The sequence below is a fragment of the Streptomyces sp. TRM70350 genome, assembly GCF_019219825.1.
In the GTDB taxonomy this organism is placed as follows: domain Bacteria; phylum Actinomycetota; class Actinomycetes; order Streptomycetales; family Streptomycetaceae; genus Streptomyces.
The window spans coordinates 1-24,284 of the sequence record NZ_JAHUXH010000017.1 but is presented as its reverse complement, the minus strand read 5'-3'; the positions used below and the strand labels follow the sequence as shown (position 1 = coordinate 24,284).

16 protein-coding genes and 4 pseudogenes are annotated in these 24,284 nt (G+C 71.0%); 5 read left to right on the top strand and 15 right to left on the bottom strand.

Translation table 11 applies throughout. The features are described 5' to 3' along the window. Positions 1-27: 27 nt before the first annotated feature. The gene (locus tag KWI83_RS23730) at positions 28-828 is read right to left on the bottom strand and encodes a crotonase/enoyl-CoA hydratase family protein (protein WP_218516409.1); all 801 of its coding nucleotides are present in this window, start codon (positions 826-828) and stop codon (positions 28-30) included. Positions 829-1,014: 186 nt separating this feature from the next. On the opposite strand from KWI83_RS23730, the gene KWI83_RS23725 reads away from it, so the two are divergent. After that, complete coding sequence (locus KWI83_RS23725; protein WP_218516408.1) at positions 1,015-2,619, top strand: acyl-CoA synthetase; 1,605 nt, start codon at positions 1,015-1,017, stop codon at positions 2,617-2,619. Here KWI83_RS23725 and KWI83_RS23720 read toward each other — a convergent pair. Then, positions 2,616-3,596 (bottom strand): annotated as a pseudogene (locus tag KWI83_RS23720) (IS630 family transposase). The gene KWI83_RS23725 and the pseudogene KWI83_RS23720 overlap by 4 nt on opposite strands. Before the next feature lie 157 nt (positions 3,597-3,753). Further along, entirely contained in the window at positions 3,754-4,605 is an 852-nt protein-coding gene (locus KWI83_RS23715; RefSeq protein ID WP_218516407.1) for an alpha/beta fold hydrolase, read from the bottom strand. A 169-nt stretch (positions 4,606-4,774) separates the two neighbouring features. Here KWI83_RS23715 and paaK point away from each other — a divergent pair, with 169 nt between their 5' ends. Then, positions 4,775-6,070, top strand: coding sequence for a phenylacetate--CoA ligase PaaK (paaK, locus tag KWI83_RS23710; RefSeq protein WP_218516406.1), 1,296 nt, complete (start codon positions 4,775-4,777; stop codon positions 6,068-6,070). Between the two features lies 1 nt (position 6,071). Here paaK and KWI83_RS23705 read toward each other — a convergent pair whose 3' ends face one another. From KWI83_RS23705 to KWI83_RS23695, 3 genes are all read right to left on the bottom strand, one after another. Next, positions 6,072-7,571 carry an acyl-CoA synthetase gene (locus tag KWI83_RS23705; RefSeq protein WP_218516405.1) on the bottom strand — a complete coding sequence of 500 codons (1,500 nt, stop codon included), beginning with the start codon at positions 7,569-7,571 and terminating at the stop codon, positions 6,072-6,074. Between the two features lie 115 nt (positions 7,572-7,686). Further along, positions 7,687-9,234: an acyl-CoA synthetase gene (locus KWI83_RS23700; protein WP_218516404.1), complete on the bottom strand. Its 1,548-nt coding sequence runs from the start codon at positions 9,232-9,234 to the stop codon at positions 7,687-7,689. Continuing rightward, entirely contained in the window at positions 9,231-10,343 is a 1,113-nt protein-coding gene (locus KWI83_RS23695; RefSeq protein WP_218516403.1) for a nitronate monooxygenase family protein, read from the bottom strand. The genes KWI83_RS23700 and KWI83_RS23695 overlap by 4 nt, the downstream gene beginning before the upstream one ends. Positions 10,344-10,472: 129 nt before the next feature. Here KWI83_RS23695 and KWI83_RS23690 point away from each other — a divergent pair, with 129 nt between their 5' ends. Then, positions 10,473-12,251: a serine hydrolase domain-containing protein gene (locus KWI83_RS23690; protein WP_218516402.1), complete on the top strand. Its 1,779-nt coding sequence runs from the start codon at positions 10,473-10,475 to the stop codon at positions 12,249-12,251. Between the two features lie 15 nt (positions 12,252-12,266). On the opposite strand, the gene KWI83_RS23685 is transcribed toward KWI83_RS23690, so the two are convergent. From KWI83_RS23685 to KWI83_RS23670, 5 genes and pseudogenes are all read right to left on the bottom strand, one after another. Then, on the bottom strand, positions 12,267-14,657 hold the full coding sequence (locus KWI83_RS23685; RefSeq protein WP_218516401.1) for a SpoIIE family protein phosphatase: 2,391 nt from the start codon (positions 14,655-14,657) through the stop codon (positions 12,267-12,269). Positions 14,658-14,766: 109 nt separating this feature from the next. Then, the gene (locus KWI83_RS23680) at positions 14,767-16,338 is read right to left on the bottom strand and encodes an NAD(P)/FAD-dependent oxidoreductase (RefSeq protein ID WP_218516400.1); all 1,572 of its coding nucleotides are present in this window, start codon (positions 16,336-16,338) and stop codon (positions 14,767-14,769) included. 279 nt (positions 16,339-16,617) lie between these two features. Then, positions 16,618-17,175: pseudogene (locus KWI83_RS23675) on the bottom strand (oxygenase MpaB family protein); the annotation flags it as partial. Then, positions 17,133-17,330, bottom strand: a pseudogene (locus KWI83_RS38960) (hypothetical protein); the annotation flags it as partial. The pseudogenes KWI83_RS23675 and KWI83_RS38960, both read right to left, overlap by 43 nt. 104 nt (positions 17,331-17,434) lie before the next feature. Next, positions 17,435-17,911: a MarR family winged helix-turn-helix transcriptional regulator gene (locus KWI83_RS23670; protein WP_218516399.1), complete on the bottom strand. Its 477-nt coding sequence runs from the start codon at positions 17,909-17,911 to the stop codon at positions 17,435-17,437. 199 nt (positions 17,912-18,110) lie between these two features. On the opposite strand from KWI83_RS23670, the gene KWI83_RS23665 reads away from it, so the two are divergent. Then, positions 18,111-19,235, top strand: coding sequence for an amidohydrolase family protein (locus KWI83_RS23665; RefSeq protein WP_256362723.1), 1,125 nt, complete (start codon positions 18,111-18,113; stop codon positions 19,233-19,235). Between the two features lie 373 nt (positions 19,236-19,608). Here KWI83_RS23665 and KWI83_RS23660 read toward each other — a convergent pair whose 3' ends face one another. From KWI83_RS23660 to KWI83_RS40370, 4 genes and pseudogenes are all read right to left on the bottom strand, one after another. Continuing rightward, positions 19,609-19,953, bottom strand: a complete 345-nt coding sequence (locus KWI83_RS23660; protein WP_374106360.1) for an IS3 family transposase — start codon at positions 19,951-19,953, stop codon at positions 19,609-19,611. A 112-nt stretch (positions 19,954-20,065) separates the two neighbouring features. Continuing rightward, positions 20,066-20,383 (bottom strand): transposase, encoded by a 318-nt coding sequence (locus tag KWI83_RS23655; RefSeq protein ID WP_218516397.1) that lies wholly within the window; start codon positions 20,381-20,383, stop codon positions 20,066-20,068. A 283-nt stretch (positions 20,384-20,666) separates the two neighbouring features. Continuing rightward, positions 20,667-22,454 carry a rhamnogalacturonan lyase gene (locus tag KWI83_RS23650; protein ID WP_374106362.1) on the bottom strand — a complete coding sequence of 596 codons (1,788 nt, stop codon included), beginning with the start codon at positions 22,452-22,454 and terminating at the stop codon, positions 20,667-20,669. A gap of 39 nt (positions 22,455-22,493) precedes the next feature. Further along, a pseudogene (locus KWI83_RS40370) lies at positions 22,494-22,985 on the bottom strand (RICIN domain-containing protein); the annotation flags it as partial. Between the two features lie 765 nt (positions 22,986-23,750). Here KWI83_RS40370 and KWI83_RS23645 point away from each other — a divergent pair. Then, complete coding sequence (locus KWI83_RS23645) at positions 23,751-24,179, top strand: hypothetical protein (protein ID WP_218516395.1); 429 nt, start codon at positions 23,751-23,753, stop codon at positions 24,177-24,179. The last annotated feature ends 105 nt before the right edge of the window (positions 24,180-24,284 follow it).

The following is a 24,284-nucleotide window of genomic DNA, read 5'->3' as shown; positions in this document are numbered from 1 at the left end:
CTCAAACCGGCCCAAGCCAGCGCAGCGCTACGCGCGCTTGTAGTCAGGCGGTCGCTTCTCCGCGAAGGCGCGGGCGCCCTCCTTGGCGTCGGCGGTGTCGAAGATCGGCCGGCCCCGCCTGAGTTCGGCGGCGAGGCCGTCGGTCTCGGTCATCTCGGCGGTCTCGTACACCGACGCCTTGACGGCCTCGACGGCGAGCGGGCCGCAGGCGTTGATCTGCTCGGCGATCTGAAGGGCCTTGGCCAGCGCGGTGCCGTCGGGGACGACATGGCCGACCAGGCCGATGTCCGCGGCCTCCCGGGCGCTGTACGGCCGTCCGGTGAGCAGCATTTCGAGGGCGTGGGTGCGGGGGATCTGGCGTTGCAGTCGGACGGTGGAGCCGCCGATCGGGAAGAGTCCGCGCCGCACCTCGAACAGTCCGAAGGTCGCGGACTCACCCGCGACGCGGATGTCGGTGCCCTGGAGGATCTCGGTGCCGCCCGCGACGCAGTGCCCTTCGACAGCGGCGATCACCGGTTTGCGGGGCCGGTGGTGGCGCAGCATGGCCTTCCAGTGCAGGTCGGGGTCGGCCTTCAGCCGGTCCCGGTACTGCTGGCCCTCCATCCCCCTCCCCGCCAGGGCCTTGAGGTCCATGCCCGCGCAGAAGGCGCCGCCCGCGCCGGTCAGCACGATCGAGCGGATCGCGTCGTCCTCGTCGGCCTCGATCCAGCCGTCGTACAGGCCGACGAGCATCGGCAGCGAGAGCGCGTTCCTGGCCTCGGGCCGGTTGAGCGTGAGCACCAGTGTGGCGCCTTCGCGCTGCACGGTGAGGTGTTCGGTGCCACCCATGGATGTCCTCCCCGTCCTGCCGTGTCGGGCGCGTCCGCAGGAACGAGAACAGGTTGCAGCAGGCGGGTCGGCGCTTCAAGGGTTTTCTGACAGGCAGTCAGATTTCTGCTGCGCGGGCCCTTCACACTTGTGTCGCCCTTTGCTCTGATGACCGGCAACCGAGGGGCAGCGAGGTCAGGAGGAGCGGTGGAGTACAACCTTGCCGACCTGTTCGAGTCGGTCGTGGACGTGGTGCCGGACCGCGAGGCGCTGGTGTACCTCGACCACCCGGGCACGGGCGCGGAGCGCCGGCTGACGTACGCCGAGCTGGACGCGGCCGCCAACCGCATCGGTCACCACCTGCTCGACAGCGGCGTCCGCCCCGGCGAGCACCTCGGGCTGCACCTCTACAACGGCGTCGAGTACCTCCAGACGGTGCTGGGTTGCCTGAAGGCTCGGATCGTGCCGGTGAACGTCAACTACCGCTATGTCGAGGAGGAGCTGGTCCATCTCTACCGGGACGCCGATCTGGTGGCCCTGGTCTTCGACGCGGAGTTCACGGACCGGGTGGCGGCGGCGCTGCCCCGGGTGCAGAAGGTGCGGCATCTGGTGCGGGTGGGGGCGGGGGGCTCGCTGGGCGTGCCGTTCGCTCGGGCCGAGGCGGCCGGTTCTCCGGAGCGCGGTTTCCCGGACCGCTCCGGGGACGACCAGTTCATCATCTACACCGGCGGTACGACGGGGATGCCCAAGGGCGTGATGTGGCGGCAGGAGGACCTGTTCTTCTCCGGGCTGGGCGGCGGGGCGCCGACCGGTGAGCCGGTGAAGAAGCCTCAGGAGCTGGCCGAGCGGGTCGCGGCGGGCGGGTCTGGCATCACGTTCTTCCCCACTCCCCCGCTGATGCACGGCACGTCGACCCTCACGGCGTTCATCGGCTTCGACTTCGGGCAACGGGTCGTGCTGCACCGCAAGTTCGTGCCGGAGGAGGTGCTGCGGACCATCGAGAAGGAGAGGGTCACCAGCATGTCGGTGGTCGGCGACGCGATGCTGCGCCCGCTGATCGACGCCCTCGCCGGGCCCCTGAAGGGTACGGACTGCTCCTCGCTGTTCAGCGTGTCGTCGTCCGGCGCGATCATGTCGGAGACGGTCCGGCGGCAGTTCCTGGCGCTCGTCCCGCACGTGATGCTGCTGAACAACTTCGGCTCCTCCGAGTCGGGCTTCAACGGCACGGCGACGGACGACTCCGGTCCCGAGCGGGGCTTCCGCATCCGCGTCAACCCCCGTACGCGGGTGGTGGATCCGGCGACGCACGAGACGGTGGCCGTCGGCGAGGTGGGCCGGATCGCCCAGTGCGGCCACGTGCCGCTCGGCTACTACAACGACCCGGCGAAAACCGCCGAGACCTTCTTCGAGAAGGACGGCGAGCGTTGGGTACTGCTCGGCGACATGGCCACCGTCGACGAGGAGGGCGTCGTCACCGTCCTCGGCCGTGGCTCGCAGTGCATCAACACCGGGGGCGAGAAGGTGTACCCCGAGGAGGTCGAGCAGGCCCTGAAGTCCCATCCCGACGTGTACGACGCCCTGGTGGCGGGGGTGCCGGACGCGAAGTGGGGCAACCATGTCGCGGCGGTCGTGCAGGTGCGCGAGGGCGCCCGGAGGCCGACGTTGGCAGACATCCAGACCCACTGCCGGGACCGTCTCGCGGGCTACAAGATCCCACGCCAGCTCGTCATCACCGACTCCATCCGCCGCTCGCCCAGCGGCAAGGCGGACTACCGCTGGGCGCGGGACGTGGCCGTGGCGGCGGACGGCTAGTGTCCTGCGCCTGAAATCCGTCGGCAGAAGTGGGCGAGGGATTCGAGGATCTCTTCGGCGGTCTTCGTCCAGATGAACGGCTTGGGATCCTCGTTCCAGTCCTTGACCCAGCGGCGGATGTCGGCTTCGAGGGCCTGCACGTTCTTGTGGGTGCCGTAGTTGTCGCAGATCAGGTGGACCTGCAGGTGCGCGGGCACCTCCTTGTCGATCCGGATCAGGAACTTCTTGAACTCCGCCGCCCGGTGCCGGCGGTGCAAGGCGCTGATGGCCTCGCCGGTGGCCACGTCGAACGCGGCGACAGTGTGGTCAGCCCGTTGCGGACGTAGTCGTGGGTGCGCCGCTCGGGCATGCCCGGCATTATCGGCAGCACAGGCCGGGATCGGTCCAGGGCCTGGATCTGCGACTTCTCGTCCACTGAGAGGACTACCGCGCCCTCGGGCGGGTTGAAGTACAGGCCGACGACGTCGTAGACCTTCTCCACGGACAACGGGTCCGTCGACAACTTGAAGGTGTCCGTCAGATGCGGCTTGAGCTGGAACTTCCGCCAGATCCGGCCAACTGTGGACTTGGACAGGCCGCTGTGCTCGGCCATCGATTTGCGCGACCAGTGCGTGGCGTTCTTCGGGATCTCCTCCAGTGTGGCGATCACGACCGCTTCGACCTGGTCGACACCGATGGTGGGCGGACGCCCCGGCCGGGGCTCGTCGGCCAGGCCGTCCAGCCGCTCGGCGAGGAACCGCCGCCGCCATTTGCGGACCGCGTCCGCGGCAATCCGCAGGTGGCGGGCCACCTCGACGATGGGCGGGACGTCAGGGGCCGGCACAGGCCAGCACGATCCGCGCCCGTAACGCCAGCGCCTGGGCAGAGTTCGCCCGCCTCGTCCAGCGTTCCAGAACAGCACGTTCGTCATCGCCGAGCAGCAGCGGTTCCAGCTTCGGACCACGACGCGGCACCGGCACCCCGGCAGAAGAACTCATGCAAGATCTAACGACGGACCACCGGCGCAGGACACCAGGGACTGCCCGGCAGATCCCCGTACGGCGAGCCGGGGACCGGCGGTGTGTTGACGGACAGGTACTCGTCGATCTCGCCGGCGCCGTACGACTCCACGGTGCAGCCCTGCGCCCGGATCGGCTACTCGCCCTTCCCTTTCCCGGCGAAGAAATCCGCAGTGCGTCCCACGAACCACTCCGGGTCGTCCACCCATGGATAGTGTCCCGCGCCCGGCTGCACGGCGACCTCGGCGTTCGGGAAGGCCTCGGCCGTGCGGCGGGCGAGGTCGGGGCGCGGGCCGCCGTCGAGATCGCCGCAGTACACGAGGACCGGGGCGGGCAGCGTGGCGAGTGCGGCGCGGGTCGCGGGTGGGTCGTAGGCGCCCTCGGAGCCGTACCGGTGCGCGGCCTCTTCGTTGCCCTCCTCCTCGTCCCGCCGGGCATGCGCGGCGGCCGCCTCGTCCCAGCGGCCGTAGAAGAACGGGATGAACCTCGGGTCGAAGTCGCCGCCCTCCAGCAGCCAGCTCGCGAACGCCGGGTACGCCTCCGCGAACCACGGCTCCCCCTCCCGCAACCGTGCGGCGGCCAGCCGGTCCTCGGTCGTCGCGGGCATGCCGAGCGCCCACGGCGTCGCGGTGATCAGCGCCAGCCGTGCGACCCGGTCGGGATGGCGGGCCGCGTACAGCATGGCCAGGCTGCCGCCCGCCGAGTGGCCGAGCAGGTCCATCCGCTCCAGTCCCAGGTGAGCCCGCAGCGCCTCCACGTCGCCCACGAGGCGGTCGCAGCGGTACGTCGCCGGATCCGCGGGCGTCGCGGAGTCGCCGGTGCCGCGCAGGTCGAGCAGGACCAGTCGGCGGTGGGCGGCGAGTCCGCCCAGGTCACCGAGGTAGGCGCAGGGCCGCATGGGGCCGCCGGGCAGAACGACCAGGGGGTCGCCGTCGCCGCGCAGATGGTAGGCGAGCCGGGTTCCGTCGGGGGCGCTGAAGGTGGGCATGCCGATCATCCTCCGGGCCGGTGATGCCCCTGCACAACAGACTTCCGCCCGCCGGAGAAAGTGCGGGCGGAGCACTTGCCTCCACCACGCCGGGCTGGATTACTGATCCACACAACCTCGACCGAATGATCGGTCGCCCGGATTGCTGCGGTTGGTAAGGAGAGGTCCCATGGCGGAGACGACGGACCTGCTGGACGCGGGAGAACGGCTGGGTGCGGACGAGCTGCGGGAACTGCAACTGGAGCGACTGCGGGCGCAGTTGGGGCACGCCTACGCCAACGTGCCCTTCTACCGGCAGTCCTTCGACAAGGCCGGAGTCCACCCCGACGACTGCCGCTCCCTCACCGACCTCGCCCGCTTCCCCTTCACCACCAAGGCCGACCTGCGCGAGCACTACCCGGACGGGATGTTCGCCGTGCCCCGGGAGCGCGTCCGCCGTATCCACGCGTCGAGCGGCACCACCGGGCGCCCGACGGTCGTCGGGTACACGGACAACGACCTGTCGATGTGGGCCGACGTGGTGGCCCGTTCGATCCGGGCGGCGGGCGGCCGGCCGGGCGACACGGTGCATGTGGCGTACGGGTACGGGCTGTTCACCGGCGGCCTGGGCGCCCACTACGGTGCCGAGCGGCTCGGCTGTACGGTCATTCCCGCGTCCGGCGGCATGACGGCCCGTCAGGTGCAGCTGATCCAGGACCTGAAGCCCGGCCTCATCATGGTCACGCCGTCGTACATGCTCACGCTGCTGGACGAGTTCGAGCGGCAGGGCGTCGATCCGCAGAGCACCTCCCTGCGGGTGGGGATCTTCGGGGCCGAGCCCTGGACGGAGGGCATGCGGCGGGAGATCGAGGAGCGGTTCGCGATCGACGCGGTGGACATCTACGGGCTGTCGGAGGTGATCGGCCCGGGGGTCGCCCAGGAGTGCGTGGGGACCAAGGACGGTCTGCATGTGCACGAGGACCATTTCTACCCGGAGATCGTCGACCCGGTCACCGGTGAGGTGCTGCCCGACGGCGAGCGGGGCGAGTTGGTCTTCACCTCGCTCACCAAGGAGGCCATGCCCGTGATCCGGTACCGGACCCGGGACCTGACGCGGCTGCTGCCGGGCACGGCCCGCGCCTTCCGCCGTATGGAGAAGGTCACCGGCCGCAGCGACGACATGGTGATCCTGCGCGGCGTGAACCTCTTCCCCACCCAGATCGAGGAGATCGTGCTCCGCACGCCCGGCGTGGCCCCGCACTTCCAGCTGCGTCTGACCCGCGAGGGGAGACTGGACTCCTTGACCGTCCGGGCGGAGGCCCGCCCGGACGCGACCGCCGAGACGCGAAAGGCCGCGGCGCGGGCCATCGCGGCGGCCGTGAAGGACGGCATCGGCGTGTCGGTGGCGGTGGAGATCGTCGAACCGGAGTCGCTGGAGCGGTCCGTGGGGAAGATCAGGCGGATCGTGGACCTGCGCCCGAGCTGACTCAGCCGTCGCCGAACCGGCCCCGCAGCTCCCGTTTGAGGATCTTGCCGCTGGCGTTGCGCGGCAGCGCGTCCACGAACACCACCCGCTTCGGTGCCTTGAAGTGCGGCAGCTTCGCGCGCGCGTGGGCGATCAGCTCCGCCTCCGTCACCTCGCCGCGCGGGACGACGACGGCGGTGATCGCCTCGATCCACTTCTCGTCGGGCAGACCGACCACGGCGACCTCGGCGACCGAGTCATGGGTGTAGAGGGCGTCCTCGACCTGCCGTGAGGCGACCAGCACGCCACCGGAGTTGATGACGTCCTTCACCCGGTCGACGATCGTGAAGTAGCCCTCCGCGTCCCGCACCGCGAGGTCGCCGGAGTGGAACCAGCCGTCACGGAAGGCCTCGGCGGTCTCGTCCGGTTTGTTCCAGTAACCCTCGCACAGCTGCGGGGAACGGTAGACGATCTCGCCGGGTGTGCCGTCGGGCGCGTCCTTGCCGTCCTCGTCGACGACCCGGGCGTCCACGAAGAGCACCGGCCGACCGCAGGAGTCGAGCCTGCCCTGGTGCTCGTCGGGTCCGAGGACCGTGGCCAGGGGGCCGATCTCGCTCTGGCCGAAGCAGTTGTAGAACGCCAGTTCCGGCAACCGCTCCCGCAGCCGCTCCAGGACGGGCACCGGCATGATCGACGCCCCGTAGTACGCCTTGCGCAGTCCGCTCAGGTCGCGGGTCGCGAAGTCGGGCCGGTTCGCCAGGCCGATCCACACGGTGGGCGGTGCGAACAGGCTGTCCACCCGCCCGGCCTCGATCAGGTCGAAGAGCCGGTCGCCGTCCGGCGCGTCCAGGATGATGTTCGTCGCCCCGACGGCGAGGTACGGCAGCAGGAAGACATGCATCTGCGCCGAGTGGTACAGCGGCAGCGCGTGCACCGGCCGGTCGCCCGCGCCGAGGTCGAGGGCGGTGATCGCGCTGAGGTACTCGTGCACCAGCGCGCGGTGCGTCATCATCGCGCCCTTGGGCAGGGCCGTCGTGCCCGACGTGTAGAGCAACTGCGTCAGGTCCTCGGCGCGCGGCTCCGGACCGTCGTGGGGGGCCGTGGACGGCAACCGGGCGAGCAGTGAGTCGTCGGCGTCCCGCAGCGGCAACACCCGTACACCGTCGGGCAGTCGATCGGCCAGGTCCGGGTCGGCGAGGACCAGCCCGCTGCCGGACTGCTGGACGATGTACGTCAGGTCGTCGCCCGTCAGGTTCTGGTTGACCGGCACGTGCACCAGGCCGGCGCGGGCGCAGGCGAGGAAGCCGATGAGGTAGGCGTCGGAGTTGTGGCCGTAGGCGCCGACCCGGTCGCCGGGGGCGAGGCCCTCGCCGAGCAGGAGGCGCGCCGCCCGGGAGACGGCCGCGTCGAGCTCCTCGTACGTCCAGCGGCGGTCGCGGTACTCGACCGCGACGCGCGCCGGGGTGCGGCGGGCGCTGCGCCGCAGCACCCCGTCAACCGTGCTGCCGTGTCCGGGCGTCATGTCCGTCGATCCTCGTTCCGTGTCCGGACCAGGTCAAGTCGAACCCGCACCCGGCCCAGTTCGCCGACTGGACACGGCTGTCCGTGTGGCCGTTGTGCGCTCGCGTCATGCCCCGTCACATCGCCCGAGCCCGCCCCTCCCAGTACGGCTCCCGCAGCCGCCGTTTGTACAGCTTGCCGTTGGGGTCGCGGGGCATCTCGGCGATGAAGTCGACGCTCTTGGGGCGTTTGTATCCGGCCAGCCGGTCGGCGCAGTGGGCGAGGAGGGCGGCGGCGAGGTCGGGGCCGGGTTCGTGGCCGGGGGCCGGTTCGACGACCGCCTTCACCTCCTCGCCCCAGTCGTCGTGCGGGATGCCGAAGGCGGCGGCGTCGGCGACGGCGGGATGGGCGAGCAGAACGGACTCGATCTCGGCCGGGTAGATGTTGACGCCGCCGGAGATGATCAGGTCGATCTTGCGGTCGCGGAGGAAGAGGTAACCGTCCTCGTCGAGACAGCCGAGGTCGCCGACGGTGAAGAAGTCGCCGATGCGGTTCTTGCGGGTCTTGTCGTCGTCCTTGTGGTACGAGAATCCGCCCGTGCTCATCTTCATGTAGACGGTGCCGAGTTCGCCGGGCGGCAGCCGGTTGCCGTCGTCGTCGAAGATCGCGAGTTCGCTGATGGGCCACGCCTTGCCGACCGTGCCGGGCTTCTTCAGCCAGTCCTCGGCGGTGGCGAAGGCTCCGCCGCCCTCGCTGGCCGCGTAGTACTCCTCGACACAGGGGCCCCACCAGTCGATCATGGCCCGTTTGACGTGGTCCGGGCAGGGCGCGGCGCCGTGGATGGCGTGCCGCATGGAGGAGACGTCGTACGACCGCCGGACGTCCTCCGGGAGCGCCAGCAGCCGGTGGAACTGGGTCGGGACCATGTGCGTGTGCGTGCACGTGTGGGTGTCGATCAGGCGGAGCATCTCCTCGGGCGTCCACTTGTCCATCACGACCAGGCGGTGCCCGATGTGCAGCGAGGCGCCGGCGAACTGCAGGACGGCCGTGTGGTACAGCGGCGAGCAGACGAGGTGGACGTTGTCGTCGTGCGGCTTGATGCCGAAGATGCCGAGGAAGCCGCCGAGGTAGGACTCCTCCGGGAGCCTGCCGGGCAGGGGGCGGCGGATGCCGCGGGGACGGCCGGTGGTGCCCGAGGTGTAGTTCATGACCCAGCCGAGGGTGCGGTCGGCGGGCGGCGACTCGGGTTGCCCGTCGAGGAGTTCGGCGTACGGCCGGAAGCCCGCGGGCGTGCCGACCGCGTACCGGTGGGTGGGCGGAAGGCCCGCCTCGTCGGCGGCCCGGCGGGCGGGGTCGGCGAACCGTTCGTGGGCGATGAGCACCTTGGCGCCGGAGTCGGCGACGATCCAGGCGATCTCGGGGCCGACGAGGTGGTGGTTGACGGGGACCAGGTAGAACCCCGCCTGCGTGGCGGCCAGATACGCCGTGAGGAACTCGGGTCCGTTGGGCAGCACGACCGCGAAGGCGTCGCCGCGTTCCAGCCCAGCGGCACGCAGGCCGTGCACCAGGCGGTTGGCGGTGGCGTGCAGGCGTCCGGCGGTCCACTCCTCGCCGTCGGGTGCGACGAGGACGCGGCGGTCGGGGTCGGCGGTGGCCTGGGCCCAGAAGCCGGTGGGGTGGTTCATGACGGGCCGCTCCTTCCGGCGATGCGGTTGATGCGGTCGACGGCCCGCTCGAAGCCGCGGGTGAGGTCGTCGAAGACGGCCCTCACGCTGCGTTCGCTGGTCATCCGGCCGACGATCTGACCGACGGGCGTGCCGAGCAGGGGGTCGACCTCGTACTTCTGGATGCGCGAGACGGCCTCGGCGACCAGGAGGCCCTGGAGGGGCATGGGGAGGGTGCCCGGTCCGGCGGGGTCGTCCCAGGCGTCGGTCCACTCGGTGCGCAACTGGCGGGCGGGCTTGCCGGTCAGGGCGCGGGAGCGGACGGTGTCGCCGGAACCGGCCGCGAGGAGCTTGCGGGTCAGGGCCGGGGAGTGCAGGTCGGCCTCGGTGGTGGTCAGCCAGATGGAGCCCGTCCACACACCCTGCGCGCCGAGGGCCAGCGCGGCGGCCACCTGCTGTCCGCTGCCGATGCCTCCGGCGGCCAGCACGGGCAGCGGGTCGACGGCCTCGACGACCTCGGGCGTGAGCACCATGGAGGCGATCTCGCCGGTGTGGCCGCCCGCCTCGTACCCCTGGGCCACGACGATGTCGATCCCGGCGTCCCTGTGCTTGCGGGCGTGCCGGGCGCTGCCCGCGAGCGCGGCGACCAGGACGCCCCGGTCGTGGGCGCGCCGGACGACATCGGCGGGCGGTGAGCCGAGGGCGTTCGCCAGCAGCCGGATCGGGTAGTCGAAGGCGACGTCGAGCTGTGTGCGGGCGACCTGCTCCATCCAGCCGGTGATGCGCCACCCGGACGCCTCGCCCTCGGGAAGTTCCGGTACGCCGTACTTGGCGAGGGTCTCCTCGACGAACCGCCGGTGCCCCTGCGGGATCATCGCCTCCACGTCGGCCTCGGTGACGCCCTCGACCTTCGTCGCGGGCATCACGACGTCCAGGCCGTAGGGCCGGCCCTCGGCGTGCGCCTCGATCCAGTCCAGGTCGCGCTTGAGGTCGTCGGGGGCGGTGTAGCGGACCGCGCCGAGCACTCCGAAGCCGCCGGCCCGGCTGATGGCCGCGGCGACGGCGGGGAACGGCGTGAAGCCGAAGAGGGCGTGCTCGACTCCCAGTTGCTTGCTCAGCTCCGTCTGCATGGGCGCAGGATGCCGCAGTCCTCCGGACGACGGAAGAGGTTTCCTGACAGAGCGTCAGATTTATCGGGGCGGCGCGCGGACATGCTTTCGGGTACGTGCGCGGCCGACCCACGTTCGGGAGGATCCTCGATGACCGAAGGCATGGCAGACAGAGCGGTGACCCGCCGTCAACTCGGCCGAGCCGCCGTGGCCCTGGGCGGAGCCCTGACCCTCGCGCCCTTGCCCGCGGGACCGGCCGCGGCCGCCACTCCGGGGAACGGTCACCCCACTCTGCGCCACGGCTCCCCGGAGCGCGCCGGGCTGCTCGGCTCGCACCTGCGCCAACTGGTCACCGACGCCGAGGCCTTCCTCGGCCCCTCCCCCAGGCACCCGTGGTACGCGGGGGCCGTGCTGCTCGCCGGGCGGGGCGGGACCGTGGCGTTGCACGAGCCGGTCGGGATGGCGGTGCGGTACGCGGCGTACGACGAGAAGAGCGACACCGGCGTCGAGTTCCCGGCCGAGGAGCAGATACCGATGGCCGAGGACACCGTCTTCGACCTGGCCTCGGTGTCCAAGCTGTTCACCTCGATCCTGGCCGTGCAGCAGATCGAGCGGGGAGCGCTGGAGCTGGAGGCGACGGTCGCCTCGTATCTGCCGGAGTTCGCCGGTGCGGGCAAGCAGGACGTCACGGTACGGCAGCTGCTGACGCACACGTCGGGGTTCCGGGCGTGGATTCCGCTGTACAACGCGCCGACGTACGAGGGGAAGCTGCGGCTGATCTGGGACGAGGCGCCGGTCAGCGCGCCGGGGAGCAGGTATCTGTACTCCGACCTCAATCTGATCTCGCTTCAGCTGGTGCTGGAGAAGATCAGCGCTCTCCGTCTTGACGCACTGCTCCGAAAGGAGATCACCGCTCCACTCGGGATGCACCGCACTCGCTTCAATCCCCCGGCCTCCTGGCGACCGAGGATCGCGGCGACCGAGGACGCCCGCAAGCCGTGGTCGGGGCTGGACCGGGGGCTGGTGTGGGGCGAGGTGCACGACGAGAACGCGTACGGCCTCGGCGGGGTCGCCGGGCACGCGGGGGTGTTCTCCTGCGCGTGGGACCTCGCCGTGCTCGGCCGCACGTTGCTCAACGGCGGCTCCTACGGCCGGGCGCGCATCCTGCGGCCGGAGTCGGTGGAGCTGATGTTCACCGACTTCAACACCGCCTTCCCCGGCGACGAGCACGGCCTCGGCTTCGAGCTCTACCAGCACTGGTACATGGGCGCGATGGCCACCCCGCGCACCGCGGGCCACACCGGCTTCACCGGCACCTCCCTCGTCCTCGACCCGACCACCGACTCCTTCCTCGTCCTGCTCGGCAACTCGGTCCACCCGGTGCGCGGTTGGCGCTCCGGCTCCGCGCCCCGGGTCGCCGCCGCGAACCATCTGGCGCGGGCCGTACCGGTACGGCCCGTACGCGGACGTACCGCCTGGTTCTCCGGGATGGCGAGCTCCACGACCGCGACGCTCACGCTGCCCGCGCTCGACACGTCCACCGGCGCGGCGCGGCTGCGCTGCGCCCTGTGGTGGGACACCGAACCGGCGGCCGACGGCCTGGTCCTGGAGTCCTCGACGGACGGCGGCGCGACCTGGCAGCCGGTCCCGTTCACCACCGACCGGCGCGGCGAGGAGCCCGAGGAGCACCTGTCCGGCCGGGTCACCGGCTGGTCGGGCCGCACCTGGCACCGGCTCACGGCGACCCTCCCTGCGGACCCGAGGCTCACCCTGCGCTGGCGGTACACCACCGACCGGCTGTACGTGGGCCGTGGGGCATACGTCGACGGCCTGCGCGTCGAGGCGGGCCGCACCGTCCTCTTCGACGAGGCGCGGCCCGCCGACGCGGCACGGATCACGGCGACGGGGTGGGCGGCGTCGGCCGACTGACCGGCAACGCCGTCCTCAGACGACCGGCAACGCCTGCTCCGCCCAGATCGTCTTCCCCGTCCCGCTCGGGCGCGTCCCCCACCGCTGCGTCAGCTGGGCGACCAGCAGCAGGCCACGGCCGCCCTCGTCGTAGGTGCGGGCCCGGCGCAGGTGGGGCGAGGTGCTGCTGGCGTCGGAGACCTCGCAGATGAGGGCGCGGTCGCGGATGAGCCGGAGCTGGATGGGGGCGCCGCCGTAGCGGATGGCGTTGGTGACCAGTTCGCTGACCACGAGTTCCGTGACGAACGCGGCCTCGTCGAGCCCCCAGCCGGTCAGCTGGTCGGTGGCGTACTGCCGCGCGGTGGCCACCATCGCCGGGTCGGCGGGCAGGTCCCACACGGCCACCTGGTCGGCGTCCAGGGCACGGGTGCGGGCGATGAGCAGGGCCACGTCGTCGGCCGGGCTGTCGGGGAGCAGGGACTTGAGGACGGTGTCGCAGATGTCCTCCAGCGTCTCGGCGGGTGCAGCGACCGCGACGCGCAGGGCCTCCGTGCCCGCGTCCACGTCGAAGTCGCGGGCCTCGATGAGGCCGTCCGTGTAGAGGGCCAGGACGGAACCTTCCGGAAGCTGAAGTTCCCTGGCCTCGAAGGGCAGCCCGCCGACGCCGAGCATCGGCCCCGCGGTCATCTCGACGGCCTCGACCGTCCCGTCGGGCAGCAGGACGACGGGCGGCGGATGGCCGGCGGCGGCGACCGTGCAGCGCCGGGACACCGGGTCGTACACCGCGTACAGGCAGGTCGCGCCGAACTCGCCGGCCGCCTGGTCGTCGCCGCCGGCGAGGTGGCCGACCAGGTCGTCGAGGTGGGTGAGCAGTTCGTCCGGCGGCAGGTCGACGTCGGCGAGGGTCCACACCGCCGTACGGAGCCGTCCCATGGTCACGGAGGCGTGGATGCCGTGGCCGACGACGTCCCCGACGACCAGCGCCACCCGGGTCCCGGACAGCGGGATCACGTCGAACCAGTCGCCGCCCACGCCCGCCTCGGACAGCGCCGGCAGATAGCGGGAGGCGCACTCGACCGCGGCCTGCCCGGTCACCGCCTGCGGCAGCAGGCTGCGTTGCAGGGCGAGGGCGGTGGTCCGCTCGCGGGTGTAGCGGCGGGCGTTGTCGACGCACACGGCGGCACGGCTGGCCAGCTCCTGGGCCAGGGAGACGTCGTCGCGGTCGAAGGCGTCGGGCGCCTCGGGGGTGAGGGCCCGGACGAGGACGGCCACGCCCAGCGTCGTACCGCGGGCGATCAGGGGGACGGCCATCAGCGAGAACTCCGGCCGCTCGGCGCCGGTCAGCACGGCGGTGCGGGCCTCGTGCCGGGCGAGCCAGGTGTCGAGGTCGGCCTCGCCGGTCCGGGTGAGCACACAGGTGCCGGTGGCCAGGGCACGCGCGGGCGGCGACTCGGGCGGGTAGACGTCCTCCGCGCCGAGGTCGATCGCGGCCTCCGGCACCCCGGGAGTGAGCGAGTGGTGGGCGGCCCGGCGCAGCACCACGTCGGCGCCGACCACGCCGACGGCGGGTTCCTCACCCTGCAGGACCGAGTCCAGCAGGTCCACGCTGGCGAAGTCCGCGAGCCGGGGCACCACCAGTTCGGCCAGTTCCCGGGCGGTGTGCACGACGTCGAGTTGGGTGCCGATGCTCTCGGCGGCCTCGTTCAGCATCGCCAGCCGCTGCCGGGCCCAGTGCTGCTCGCTGCTGTCGAACGCGGCCAGCGCGGTGCCGATGAGTTCGCCCGAGGAGTCCCGCACCGGCCACATCTCGGTGTTCCAGGCGTGCATGCGGCGACCGGACGGGGAGCGGGTCCAGCTCTCGTAGTGGAGCGGTTCCCCGGTCTCCACCACGAGCTTCAGATGGTGCAGGAAGCCGCGGCTGTGCTCGGCGTCCTCCACGGTGTCGGGGAAGTGGCGGTGCAGGAACTCCGCCTCGGGCCGGCCCATGACCCGGCAGCCCGCCTCGTTCATGCGCAGATAGCGCTGCCCCATGTCGAAGACGGACATCGAGATGGACGCCTGCTCGAACGCCAGCTCGCCCAGCATCCGCGTCCGCTCGTCGTGGGCCGCGGTGACCACGTAGACCCGGGCCTGCCCGTCGGCGCCCGCCAGGGGGCAGGCGCGCAGGGCCAGATCGGCGCGTCGTCCGTCCCGCCGCCGTACGGGCACCACGGCGGCGCCCGTCTCTCGCAGGGCGCGCCAGGGAGTGCGGGCGTCGCCGTCCACCAGGTCGGCGGCCGGGCGGCCGGTCACCTCCTCGGCCGAGTGGCCGGTGAGCAGGCGCGCCCCGTCGCTCCAGCCCGTGATGACGCCGCGCGTATCGACCACGGCCATGGCGTCCCCGGCTGTGGTCGCTCGCGCCGCGTCGTCGAGCGGCGACGTCACCATGTGTACGAGGATCGCGCGCCCCGCGACCTGCATCAAGCCGGGCCGGTACGGACGCCGCCGACGGGTCACCGGGGCGGGCTGTCGGCGCCCCCCAGCACCGCCCTCCCGGTCAGACCCCGTCGCCCCCCTCCAGCACGGCCATCGCCGCGTTGTGCCCCGGCACCCCGCTCACCCCGCCGCCACGCACGGCGCCCGCTCCGCACAGCAGCACGTTGGCGTGCCGGGTCTCCACGCCCCAGCGGCCGGTGCCCTCCTGGGCGTACGGCCAGGACAACTCGCGGTGGAAGATGTTGCCGCCGGGCAGCCGCAGGTCACGCTCCAGGTCGAGCGGTGTCTTCGCCTCGATGCAGGGCCGTCCCTCGGCGTCGGTGGCCAGGCAGTCGGCGAGGGGTTCGGCCAGGTGGGCGTCGAGCTGGGCGAGGGTCGGCTTCAGCAGGGCGTCGCGGACGGCGTCGTTGTCCGGGGCGAACAGCCGGGCGGGGGTGTGCAGGCCGAACAGGGTGAGGGTCTGGTAGCCCCGCTCGACCAGGTCCTGGCCGAGGATCGACGGGTCGGTCAGGGAGTGGCAGTAGATCTCGGAGGGCGGGGCGGCGGGCAGGTCACCGGCGGCGGCCTGGGCGTAGGCGGTGGCCAGTTGCTCGTATCCCTCGGCGATGTGGAAGGTTCCGGAGAACGCCTCGCGCGGGTCGACCGAGGTGTCGCGCAGCCTCGGCAGCCGTGTGAGCAGCATGTTGACCTTGAGCTGGGCGCCCTCGGCGGGGGCGGGCGGAGTGTCGCCGGTGAGGGCGGCCAGCGCCTGCGGGGAGGCGCCCACCAGCACGTGCCGGGCGACGGCGACGCCCTCGCCGTCGTGCGTGCGGTAGGCGACCTCGGCGGTGCGGCCGTCGGTGTCGATCCGCAGGGCCTCGTGGCCGGTGGCGAGGACGGCGCCCGCCTCCCGGGCGGCGGCGGTGAGCGCTCCGGTCAGGGCGCCCATGCCGCCGACGGGGACGTCCCAGGCGCCGGTGCCGCCGCCGATCACGTGGTAGAGGAAGCACCGGTTCTGCCGCAGCTCCCCGTCGTGCGCGTCGGCGAACGTCCCGATCAGCGCGTCGGTCAGGACCACGCCCCGCACCAGGTCGTCGGCGAAGTGGTCCTCGACGGCGACGCCGATCGGCTCCTCGAAGAGCATCCGCCAGGCGTCCTCGTCGTCGATGCGCCGGCGCAGCTCGTGCCGCGTGGGCAGCGGCTCGGTCAGCGTGGGGAACACGCGCTCGGCGACGCGGCCGGTCATGCCGTAGAAGCGCTGCCAGGCCTCGTACTCGCGCTCCCCGCCCGTCAGCCGCGCGAAGGCCTCCCGGGTCCGCTGCTCGCCACCGCCGACGAGCAGTCCGGTCGGCCGCCCGTCGCGTTCGACGGGGGTGTACGACGAGATGGTGCGGGTGCGCAGGCGGAAGTCCAGGCCGAGGTCGCGCACGATCTTCCGTGGGAGCAGGCTGACCAGGTAGGAGTAGCGCGACAGTCGGGCGTCGACGCCGGGGAAGGGGCGGGTGGAGACGGCGGCGCCGCCGGTGTGGCCGAGCCGTTCCAGCACCAGTACGGACCGTCCGGCGCGGGCCAGATAGGCGGCGGCGACCAGGCCGTTGTGGCCGCCGCCGACGATGACGGCGTCGTACGCGCGGGAACCCTCGTGTGCAGGCATGGTTCTTGGTAACACGCACTGTTGCGGGTCGGCCAGAGCGGTCCCGGCTGTGGTACGTCTCCGCCGCCTCCTGCCCCCCGGCCGAGTTGCTCCAGGGAGGTCGGCGCCGACGTCCGGCGGCAGGTGAGGCCGATGTCGGCGCGATGTCGACGATGTCCGGGACCGGCGGTGGATGGTGCCTGTTGTCCTCCAGCACCTGGTGCGGCCCAGGGACCTGCGGCACTTCACACCCCGTCGCTGTGAGCCGCGCCCTCCCCTGGGTCCGTCCAGTAAGGCGACCTATGGTTCGAGTTCGTACGGTGCCGGGCGGGCGGCCGGGCCGAGTCGGGACATGGCGCGCAGGATGTGCTTCGGCGGACGTTGCCACCGCACCCGCGCCGGGATCGCGCGCAGCAGGGTGCCGGTGCGGCGCAGGCGGTGGGTGACGACGTCGGGCGCGGGGACGGGACGGCCGTACAACGCGTGGGCGTACGACGGCAGGGAGGCGTACGCCAGCCCGGCGACCCGGCGCCACAGCAGCTCGCGCGCGGGTGTCAGCGCCGGGGGTGTCGGCGGGCGGCGCAGGAAGGCGTCGACGTCCCTGGCCTCGGGCCCGGCGGCGAGTTCGGGGCGTACCTTCTCGAAGTAGGCGGCCAGTTCGGCCCGGTCGGCCGGTACGGCGTCCGGGTCGAGGCCGACCAGGCGGGCGCTGGTCCGCTGTTCGTGTACGTAGCGGTCCGCCTGGGCGTCGGTGAGCGGGTAGCCGGAGCGGCGCAGCACGTGCAGCCGCCTGGCGCAGCCGACACCGGGTTCGTCGCCTCGGCGCCGATGGTGAGGGTCTGGGTCTCGGCCCGGTAGGGGTCGTCGATCAGCGCCGACAGTTCGGTGGTGTTCATGACCGGCTGGACGCGCTGGGCGATCTTGTTCATGTTGCGGTACGAGCCCTGGAGCTGGAAGGGCGGCTCGGTGCGGGTCACGTCTGACTGAGCCGCTGAGGCGATGTACGCGGCGTTCTGCCGTGCAGGTTCCTGCCGGACCGGTCATGCGGTCCGCGCGTGGTGGCCCTGCGCCTGCCGCCCGGGGAGGTACCGGCCACTGCGCCCGGGAGCCAACAGCGTTACGGGGTGGAAAGGTCGGGGAGTTCCGCCACCGCCGATTCCGGAGATCCCCACGGTTCCTCCAGTGCGGCCCGTAGTGCGGTGACGGTATCCGCACCGACGCGTTCGGCGAGCGCGGCTTCGATCCCGGCCAGGATCTGCATCGTCTCCGCGCGGCGCCGGACACCGGCCGCCGTGAGGAGTACGAGCTTCGACCGGGCGGACTGCGGATCGCTCTCCACGGTCACCACTCCCAGGGCGACGAGTTCATGGACCCACTGGTGCGCGGTCGGGGCGCTGACGCCCAGACGCCGGGCCAGCTCGGCGATGCTCGCCCCTTCTGACGGGAGCTGACTGAGCAGGGTCACGTGTGCCGCACTGACGGCCGGCCCGTCTTCCTGGTTCTCGAACGCGGTGGTCAGGGCGGCTCGGAACCAGTTGTGTGCGCGCCACAGCAGCCGGATGAGCGGCTCGGATTCAGACAGGGAGGAGGACATGCGGTTCTGCTTTCACGGCGGGACGGTCGGTTCGGCGCGGTCTGCCGATCGTAAGCCGGTCAGGCCTGGTGCCCAACATCACGGAGCTTCCCAGATCATCCTTCATTAGGTAGCCTACGATTAGGCTACCTAATGGTGGGCTGGGATCGATCCCCAGCCCCATGCCCCCGATTCCCATACACCGATGGAAGGCAGGACGTTGACGACAGGATCGTCTGAATCTCCCCTCGCCGCGGGCACCTCGCGGCGGCGTCTGCTGGCCGCCGCGGCCGGCGCCACCGCCGGCACGGCAGCCCTCGCGGCCCCCTCCGCCGCCGCCCAGGCCGCCACCTCCACGTCGGCCGGGACCGCCACCGGCCGCCCGGGGCGCGGCATGAAGGTGATCGCGATCGAAGAGGCGTTCTCCGTTCCGGAGCTGATCCCGTGGCCGGGCGAAGCCTGGATGCCTCCCGGCTGGGGGGAAGAGTGGGGGCGCCGGCTAGCCGACTTCACGGAGTTGCGGCTGGCGGACATGGACGAGCATGGCGTGGACATGCAGGTCCTGTCGCTCACCTCACCCGGCGTGGAGGCCATGGAGGACCCCTCCGAGGCCGTGGCCACGGCCCGCCGGGTCAACGACCGCCTGGCCGACGTGGTCGCCGCCCACCCGACACGGTTCGCCGGCTTCGCCACCCTGCCGTTGCAGGATCCGAAGGCCGCCGTGGCCGAGCTGCGCCGGGCGGTGGAGCAACTCGGCCTCAAGGGAGTCCTGCACAACGACCACGTTCAGGGCCACTACCTCGACGAGCCGCAGTTCCGGCCCGTGTGGGCCGAACTCGAACGGCTCGGCGTGACCCTCTACCTCCATCCCGCGCTCTTCCCCGCCGATCAGTGGCGGGTGTTCCAGGGGCATCCCGTGCTGAGCGGGCCGTCCTGGGGATGGACAGCGCAGGTCGGCGCCCACGCACTTCGCCTGATCTACGGTGGAGTGTTCGACGAGTTCCCCGGGGCCTCGGTGACGCTGGGGCACATGGGAGAACTGCTGCCTTTCCAGCTGGCCCGGCTCGACAGCCGCTACCACCAGGCCGACCCCAAGAGCAGGCCACGACACCTGCCCTCCCACTACCTGCGGCACAACCTCTACGCGACCACCAGCGGCGTCTTCTCCCACGCGGCCCTCCTCGGAGCCGTCCACGCCATCGGCGCCGACCGGCTGCTGTTCGCCGTCGACTACCCCTACGAATCAACCGCCGAGGCAGTCGAGTTCCTCCGCACAGCGCCGTTCTCCCGCCCCGACCTCAAACGCATCGCACACCGCAACGCGGCACACCTGCTGAACCTCTGATCAAGACAGCAGCAGGTGAGGAGTGCGGCTGGGCCGACAGCGCATACATGTGCCGTCGGCCCAGCCCCGCGAGCACCGGCACCGGATGCTCGGTCCTGAGCCCACGGGATCCGCCCGCACGTCCATGGCGTTGTTGCTTGGTCGAAGCCCTTCCAGGGGCCTTGCATATCGATCAGCTCGGCCTTGAAGGTGCCGTTCAGGGCCTCGGCCATCGCCTTGTCGTGCTGTCCGCAACGAGCCGACCGATGCGGCAGCGCCGATCTCGGCGAGCCGAGCCCGGAGCCCTTCTTGACCCGTCTCCGCCACAGTGCCATCTCCAGCGCGTCCAGCGGGAGTTCGGTCCGCATGTGGCTTGCTACCTGCCAGCCGACGATCATCGCGAGTACCCGTCCAGGACGATCGCCACATACACCCAGCCCGACCAGGCACGCACATACGTCATGTCCGCCACGCACAGCTGATCGGGACGGCTCGCGGTGAAGTCCCGGTCGACCAGGTCCGGCGGGCGGAGCGCCGGCGGCTCGGGGACAGTGGTCCGACGCCGCTGACCTCGGGTAACGCCCTCCAGGCCCAGCTCGGCCATCAGCCGCTCGCCCGTAGAGCGGGCCACGACGACGCCCTTGCGTCTGAGCGCGCGGGTGATCCGGCGGGCACCATAGGTGCCGCCCGACTCGGCATGGACCTGCTCGGTCAGCGGCATTAGCTGCTCGTCCCGCACAGCCGGCGAGCTGACTTCGGCCGCTTTTTGCGGGCGAAGTACGTTGACGGCGGCAGCTCCAGCACCCGGCAGACGGGATCGACCCCGAGACTCTTCTCGCGCAGGTGGTCGATCACTTGCTCGGCCTCGTCCGGGGACGGTCGATCTCCTGGGCAAAAAACACCGACGCGGCTTTCAGGATCTCATTCGCCCGCTTCAACTCCGCGTTCTCCCTGCGGAGTCGCTTCAGCTCCTCGTGTTCAGCCGTGGTCAGCCGATCGTCACGGTCACCGGTATCGGCTTCGGCCTGGCGGACCCACTGCCTGAGGGCTTCTTTGTGGATGCCGAGATCCCGGGCGACATGCGCGACCGGGCGGCCGGTGGTGCGGAACTCGCGGGCGGCCCGCTCGCGGAGCTCGTCGGTGTCGGGGTACTTATGTGGTGCCGGCACAGCTCGTGGTTCTCCTTCGGGCCAGGATCATAAGCCTGGCTTCAGGGACTCCACGAAACCGGGGTCAGCTCACTACCGGAAGCCGTTCCAGCTCCGTATGCGTCGCATCGGCACCGTGGGGACTCCCTTGCCGTTGGCGCAGGTGTCGGTGAGAGACGATGTGGGTGTTGTCGTCCCCTGTTCACATTCACCTTCGTCGTTGGTCCAGGGACCTCGAGGCCAGCCGGGGCCGTCCCGGCCGGCCTTGAGGTGTTGTTCCTTCCCGCGTGCCGACGGGGTGCCGTCAGCGCACGTAGATGTTGGGCTGCGGCGGGCGGGTCATGCCGGCCCCGAGGAAGTAGCTCGGGTGGGGCGGCTGGTTGTAGGCGGTGTTCTGCCAGGCCAGTGCGACGCGGTACTGGGCGTCGTGGGCCAGGGTGTGCAGTTTGGTGGTCGTGGGGGTGGACGTGGCGTAGATGCGCAGGGCGTTGTTGCCGGAGTGGCGCCAGATGACTTCCTCACGCCAGTCGCCGAAGAGGTCACCCGAGAGCACCGGGGTGGATTTGGTGCCGTTGCTGGAGGCGACGCCGCTGCCGGTGAGCAGCCGGGTGTCGCCGCCGGTGCCGTACTTGTCGATCTGGGTGCCGTTCAGCAGTTCGCGCACCGGGTCGGCGTCCCACCAGGCGAGGAAGTTCGCCGAGGACGGGTTGCGGCCGACGTTGCCGCCGGAGGAGTTGCGCAGGTTGCTCATGTTCGGTCCGGAGCCCCAGAACTCGGCGCCCGCGTTGCCGGCGTAGATGTCACCGGCCACGCCGCGGCCCGGTCCCTCGGTGCCACTGGTGGGGGTGCGGTGGATGACCTGTCCGGTGCGGGCGTCGTGGAGGTCGGAGCCGGGCTGGTTGCTCGCCTCGTGGATGGTGAAGACCTCCAGGCCGGTGCGGTTGGGCACGAAGTCGCCGACGTGCAGGGCGTCGCCGTGGCCGAAGCCCGTGGCATACATCAGGCGGCCGTTGTCGTCGATGGTCGCGGAGCCGTAGACGATTTCCTGGCGGCCGTCGGCGTCGACGTCGGCGATGGACAGCTGGTGGTTGCCCTGGCCGTACGCGGCGCCGTTGCCGGAGGAGTTGGAGTCGAACGTCCAGCGCTTGACGAGCTGCCCGTTGCGGAAGTCCCAGGCGGCGATGACGGCGCGGGTGTAGTAGCCGCGGGCCATGATCAGGGACGGGCGCTGTCCGTCGAGGTAGGCGGTGCCGGCCAGGAAGCGGTCCGCGCGGTTGCCGTAGTTGTCGCCCCAGGAGGAGACGTTGCCGCGCGGCGGGTCGTAGGTGACGGTGGACATCGCGGCGCCGGTCAGACCGTTGAACATGGTCAGGTACTCGGGCCCGGCCAGGATGTAGCCGCTGGAGTTGCGGTGGTCCGCGCTCGCGTTGCCGATGACCGTGCCCCGGCCGTCGCGCGTGGCGTCCGCCGTCTTCATGGCCACCTCGGCCCGGCCGTCGCCGTCGTAGTCGTACACCTGGAACTGGGTGTAGTGCGCCCCGGCCCGGATGTTGCGGCCGAGATCGATGCGCCACAGCCGCTGGCCGCCCAGCCGGTAGGCGTCGATGTAGACGTTGCCGGTCACGCCGGACTGCGAGTTGTCCTTCGCGTTGTTCGGGTCCCACTTGACGATCAGCTCGTACTGCCCGTCGCCGTCCACGTCACCCGGGCTCGCCTCCACCGGTGTGTAACCCGAACCGGGCGAAGACAGCGGCACGTCAAGGTAGTTGCCGCCGGTGAAACGCAGCGAGGACTCCGAAGCCGGCTGCTCCGTGCCGTTCACCACCGCGCGCACGGTGTACGAGGCGTCCGAAGGGGCGCCGTTGTCCAGGTAGTTGGTGGAGTTGGTGACCGGCGAGCCGTTCACCTTCGTGCCGTTGCGGTACACGTTGAACGCCGTGTCGTAGCTCTCGGTGCCCAAAAGCCGCCAGGACACCAGATTGTTCGAGCCCGAACGCACCGAGACCAGGCCCCGGTTCAGGTCCTCCATCTGCAGGGCCTCACCGACCGGCGGATCGGGATCCGGGGCGGTGCCGCCGCCGACCTTGACCAGCCGCCACTGCTGATTGAAGCCGTCGATGTCGTCGTACTGCGAGATCCGGGCACCGTCGTCCGTCGACCGCTCCCAGACGTCCAGAGCCTTGCCGCTGTTGCGGTTGATCAGCTGCACATACTGGCTGTCGATGTCGACCACGCGGAACTGCTGGTTGACGGCGTTGTTGTCCGTCCACTGCAGCACGTTCGCGCCGTTGGCCGTGGACCAGCCCTCGACGTCGAGCACCTTGCCACTGTGCCGGGCCTTGATCCGGTAGTACCCGTTGCCCGAATCGACGAACTGGAACTGCTGGTTGGCGGCGCTTCCAGGGGTCCACTGGACGACCTTGGCGCCGTCGGCGGTGGAGCCTTCTGAGATGTCGATGGCCTTGCCGCTGTGGCGTGAGACCAGTTGATAGTAGGCGGACGTGTCGATCACGGCCGCGCTCGCGCTGGACGCGGGCAGCGCGACCAGCGAGACGGCGGCCAGCAACACCGCCAGCAAAAACGTGACCGGCCCGCGGGTTCTTCGCAGACTTCGGACGGACATGTGCGGCTCCTTCACGTGGGCGGGCAAGGACTTGCGTGGTCCCCGACAAGTGAATGAAACGATTCATCCACACCGTGCACGAGGGAGGGGTCTCGTTTCGGTGGGTGGGAGCGTTCCCAGTGAGGCTAGAAGGGGCCTCCAGGAGCGGCAAGACCTGTGCGCGGACCGAATGTGACAATCTGTTTGATCAAGTGGGTTCCCCGACGCAGGGTCACGGTTGACCGTCCCTGCATGCGACCGATTCACGCCAGCGCGTCGACTGATGTCAACCTGGGAGCAGGGGGCGGTCGTTTCCTGATCAGCGCTGATTCCCGCCCTGCGGCGAGACTCGGGAACCTGGCGGGCTGATGCCTTGCCGTATGCCGGGTGCCTTAGTACCGTCCTCAATTGTCAACAGAACCGGAAGAACCTCAACGACCCCTCCGGCGTCGCGACGACGAGCCGCACGCGGCGCGACAGAACGTGGCACGCCCGGGCCGGGTGACGTGCCGGTCTCGTAACTCGCCGAATCCACCTGCGTGGTGGCGTGCTTCTGGACTCCCGCACAGGGGTCGCATTTGTCATGGACGCGTCTTCCTGGGGGGCTCATTCGCTTGTCCCGGCGGGCTGCGGAAGCGCCGCCGGTTCCACCTCGTCGATGTGAACCACGACGCCCAGCCGGCTGCCCGCACCTGGCTGTACGTCAACGGCATCCGCATGCGGGCGATCTGACTACGTCAAGAACCCGCGTGCGGTGAACCGGTCCTTCGGTGTCCCGCGGGACTTGTGGAACGTCCCCCCGCGCAGATCCTCGCCAAGGCCTTGACCCCGGTCCGCGACGAGTTCTCCGTCAAGGGCGCCGACGGGCTGCGTGTTACAAGCCTCTGCCCGAGTGCCTGGCGGGCTGAGCCCGTGTGGTCCGAGCGGTTCGGTGAGTGGTCGATGTACCGCTTCCTGTCCGAGCACGCGCGTCTCGATCCGAACAACGATCGACCTGCTCGGCGCCCTGGAAAATCTCACGTCCCGGCTGCCGCTCGCTTTCCTGCACAGCTTCATGGGCTTGGCGCTCATCCCCCCGGCACCCGCTTCTACGAGATCGACGGCGGCACCGCCCGCCTGGCCGACGCCCTGCTGGCCCGGGTGCGCGATCGGGTCCGCGATCATTGCGCCGACGAGGACGAATGCGGTGCGGCGTCTGCGCGGACGTCGCGGTGAGGTCGGATCGTGGAAAGGTCCGTCCAATGTGGTCGCGAAGGGTTGTCGGCGCCCTGTCGGGGCACCGCCCGCCCTGTTGCCCGAGCGGTGCCCCGACAGGTCCCG

Coding starts and splice junctions, on each gene's coding strand:
- KWI83_RS23730 (WP_218516409.1), bottom strand. CDS start 828: ATGGGTGGCACCGAACACCTCACCGTGCAGCGCGAAGGCGCCACACTG.
- KWI83_RS23715 (WP_218516407.1), bottom strand. CDS start 4,605: ATGCCCACCTTCAGCGCCCCCGACGGAACCCGGCTCGCCTACCATCTG.
- paaK (WP_218516406.1), top strand. CDS start 4,775: ATGGCGGAGACGACGGACCTGCTGGACGCGGGAGAACGGCTGGGTGCG.
- KWI83_RS23705 (WP_218516405.1), bottom strand. CDS start 7,571: ATGACGCCCGGACACGGCAGCACGGTTGACGGGGTGCTGCGGCGCAGC.
- KWI83_RS23700 (WP_218516404.1), bottom strand. CDS start 9,234: ATGAACCACCCCACCGGCTTCTGGGCCCAGGCCACCGCCGACCCCGAC.
- KWI83_RS23695 (WP_218516403.1), bottom strand. CDS start 10,343: ATGCAGACGGAGCTGAGCAAGCAACTGGGAGTCGAGCACGCCCTCTTC.
- KWI83_RS23690 (WP_218516402.1), top strand. CDS start 10,473: ATGACCGAAGGCATGGCAGACAGAGCGGTGACCCGCCGTCAACTCGGC.
- KWI83_RS23685 (WP_218516401.1), bottom strand. CDS start 14,657: ATGGTGACGTCGCCGCTCGACGACGCGGCGCGAGCGACCACAGCCGGG.
- KWI83_RS23680 (WP_218516400.1), bottom strand. CDS start 16,338: ATGCCTGCACACGAGGGTTCCCGCGCGTACGACGCCGTCATCGTCGGC.
- KWI83_RS23670 (WP_218516399.1), bottom strand. CDS start 17,911: ATGTCCTCCTCCCTGTCTGAATCCGAGCCGCTCATCCGGCTGCTGTGG.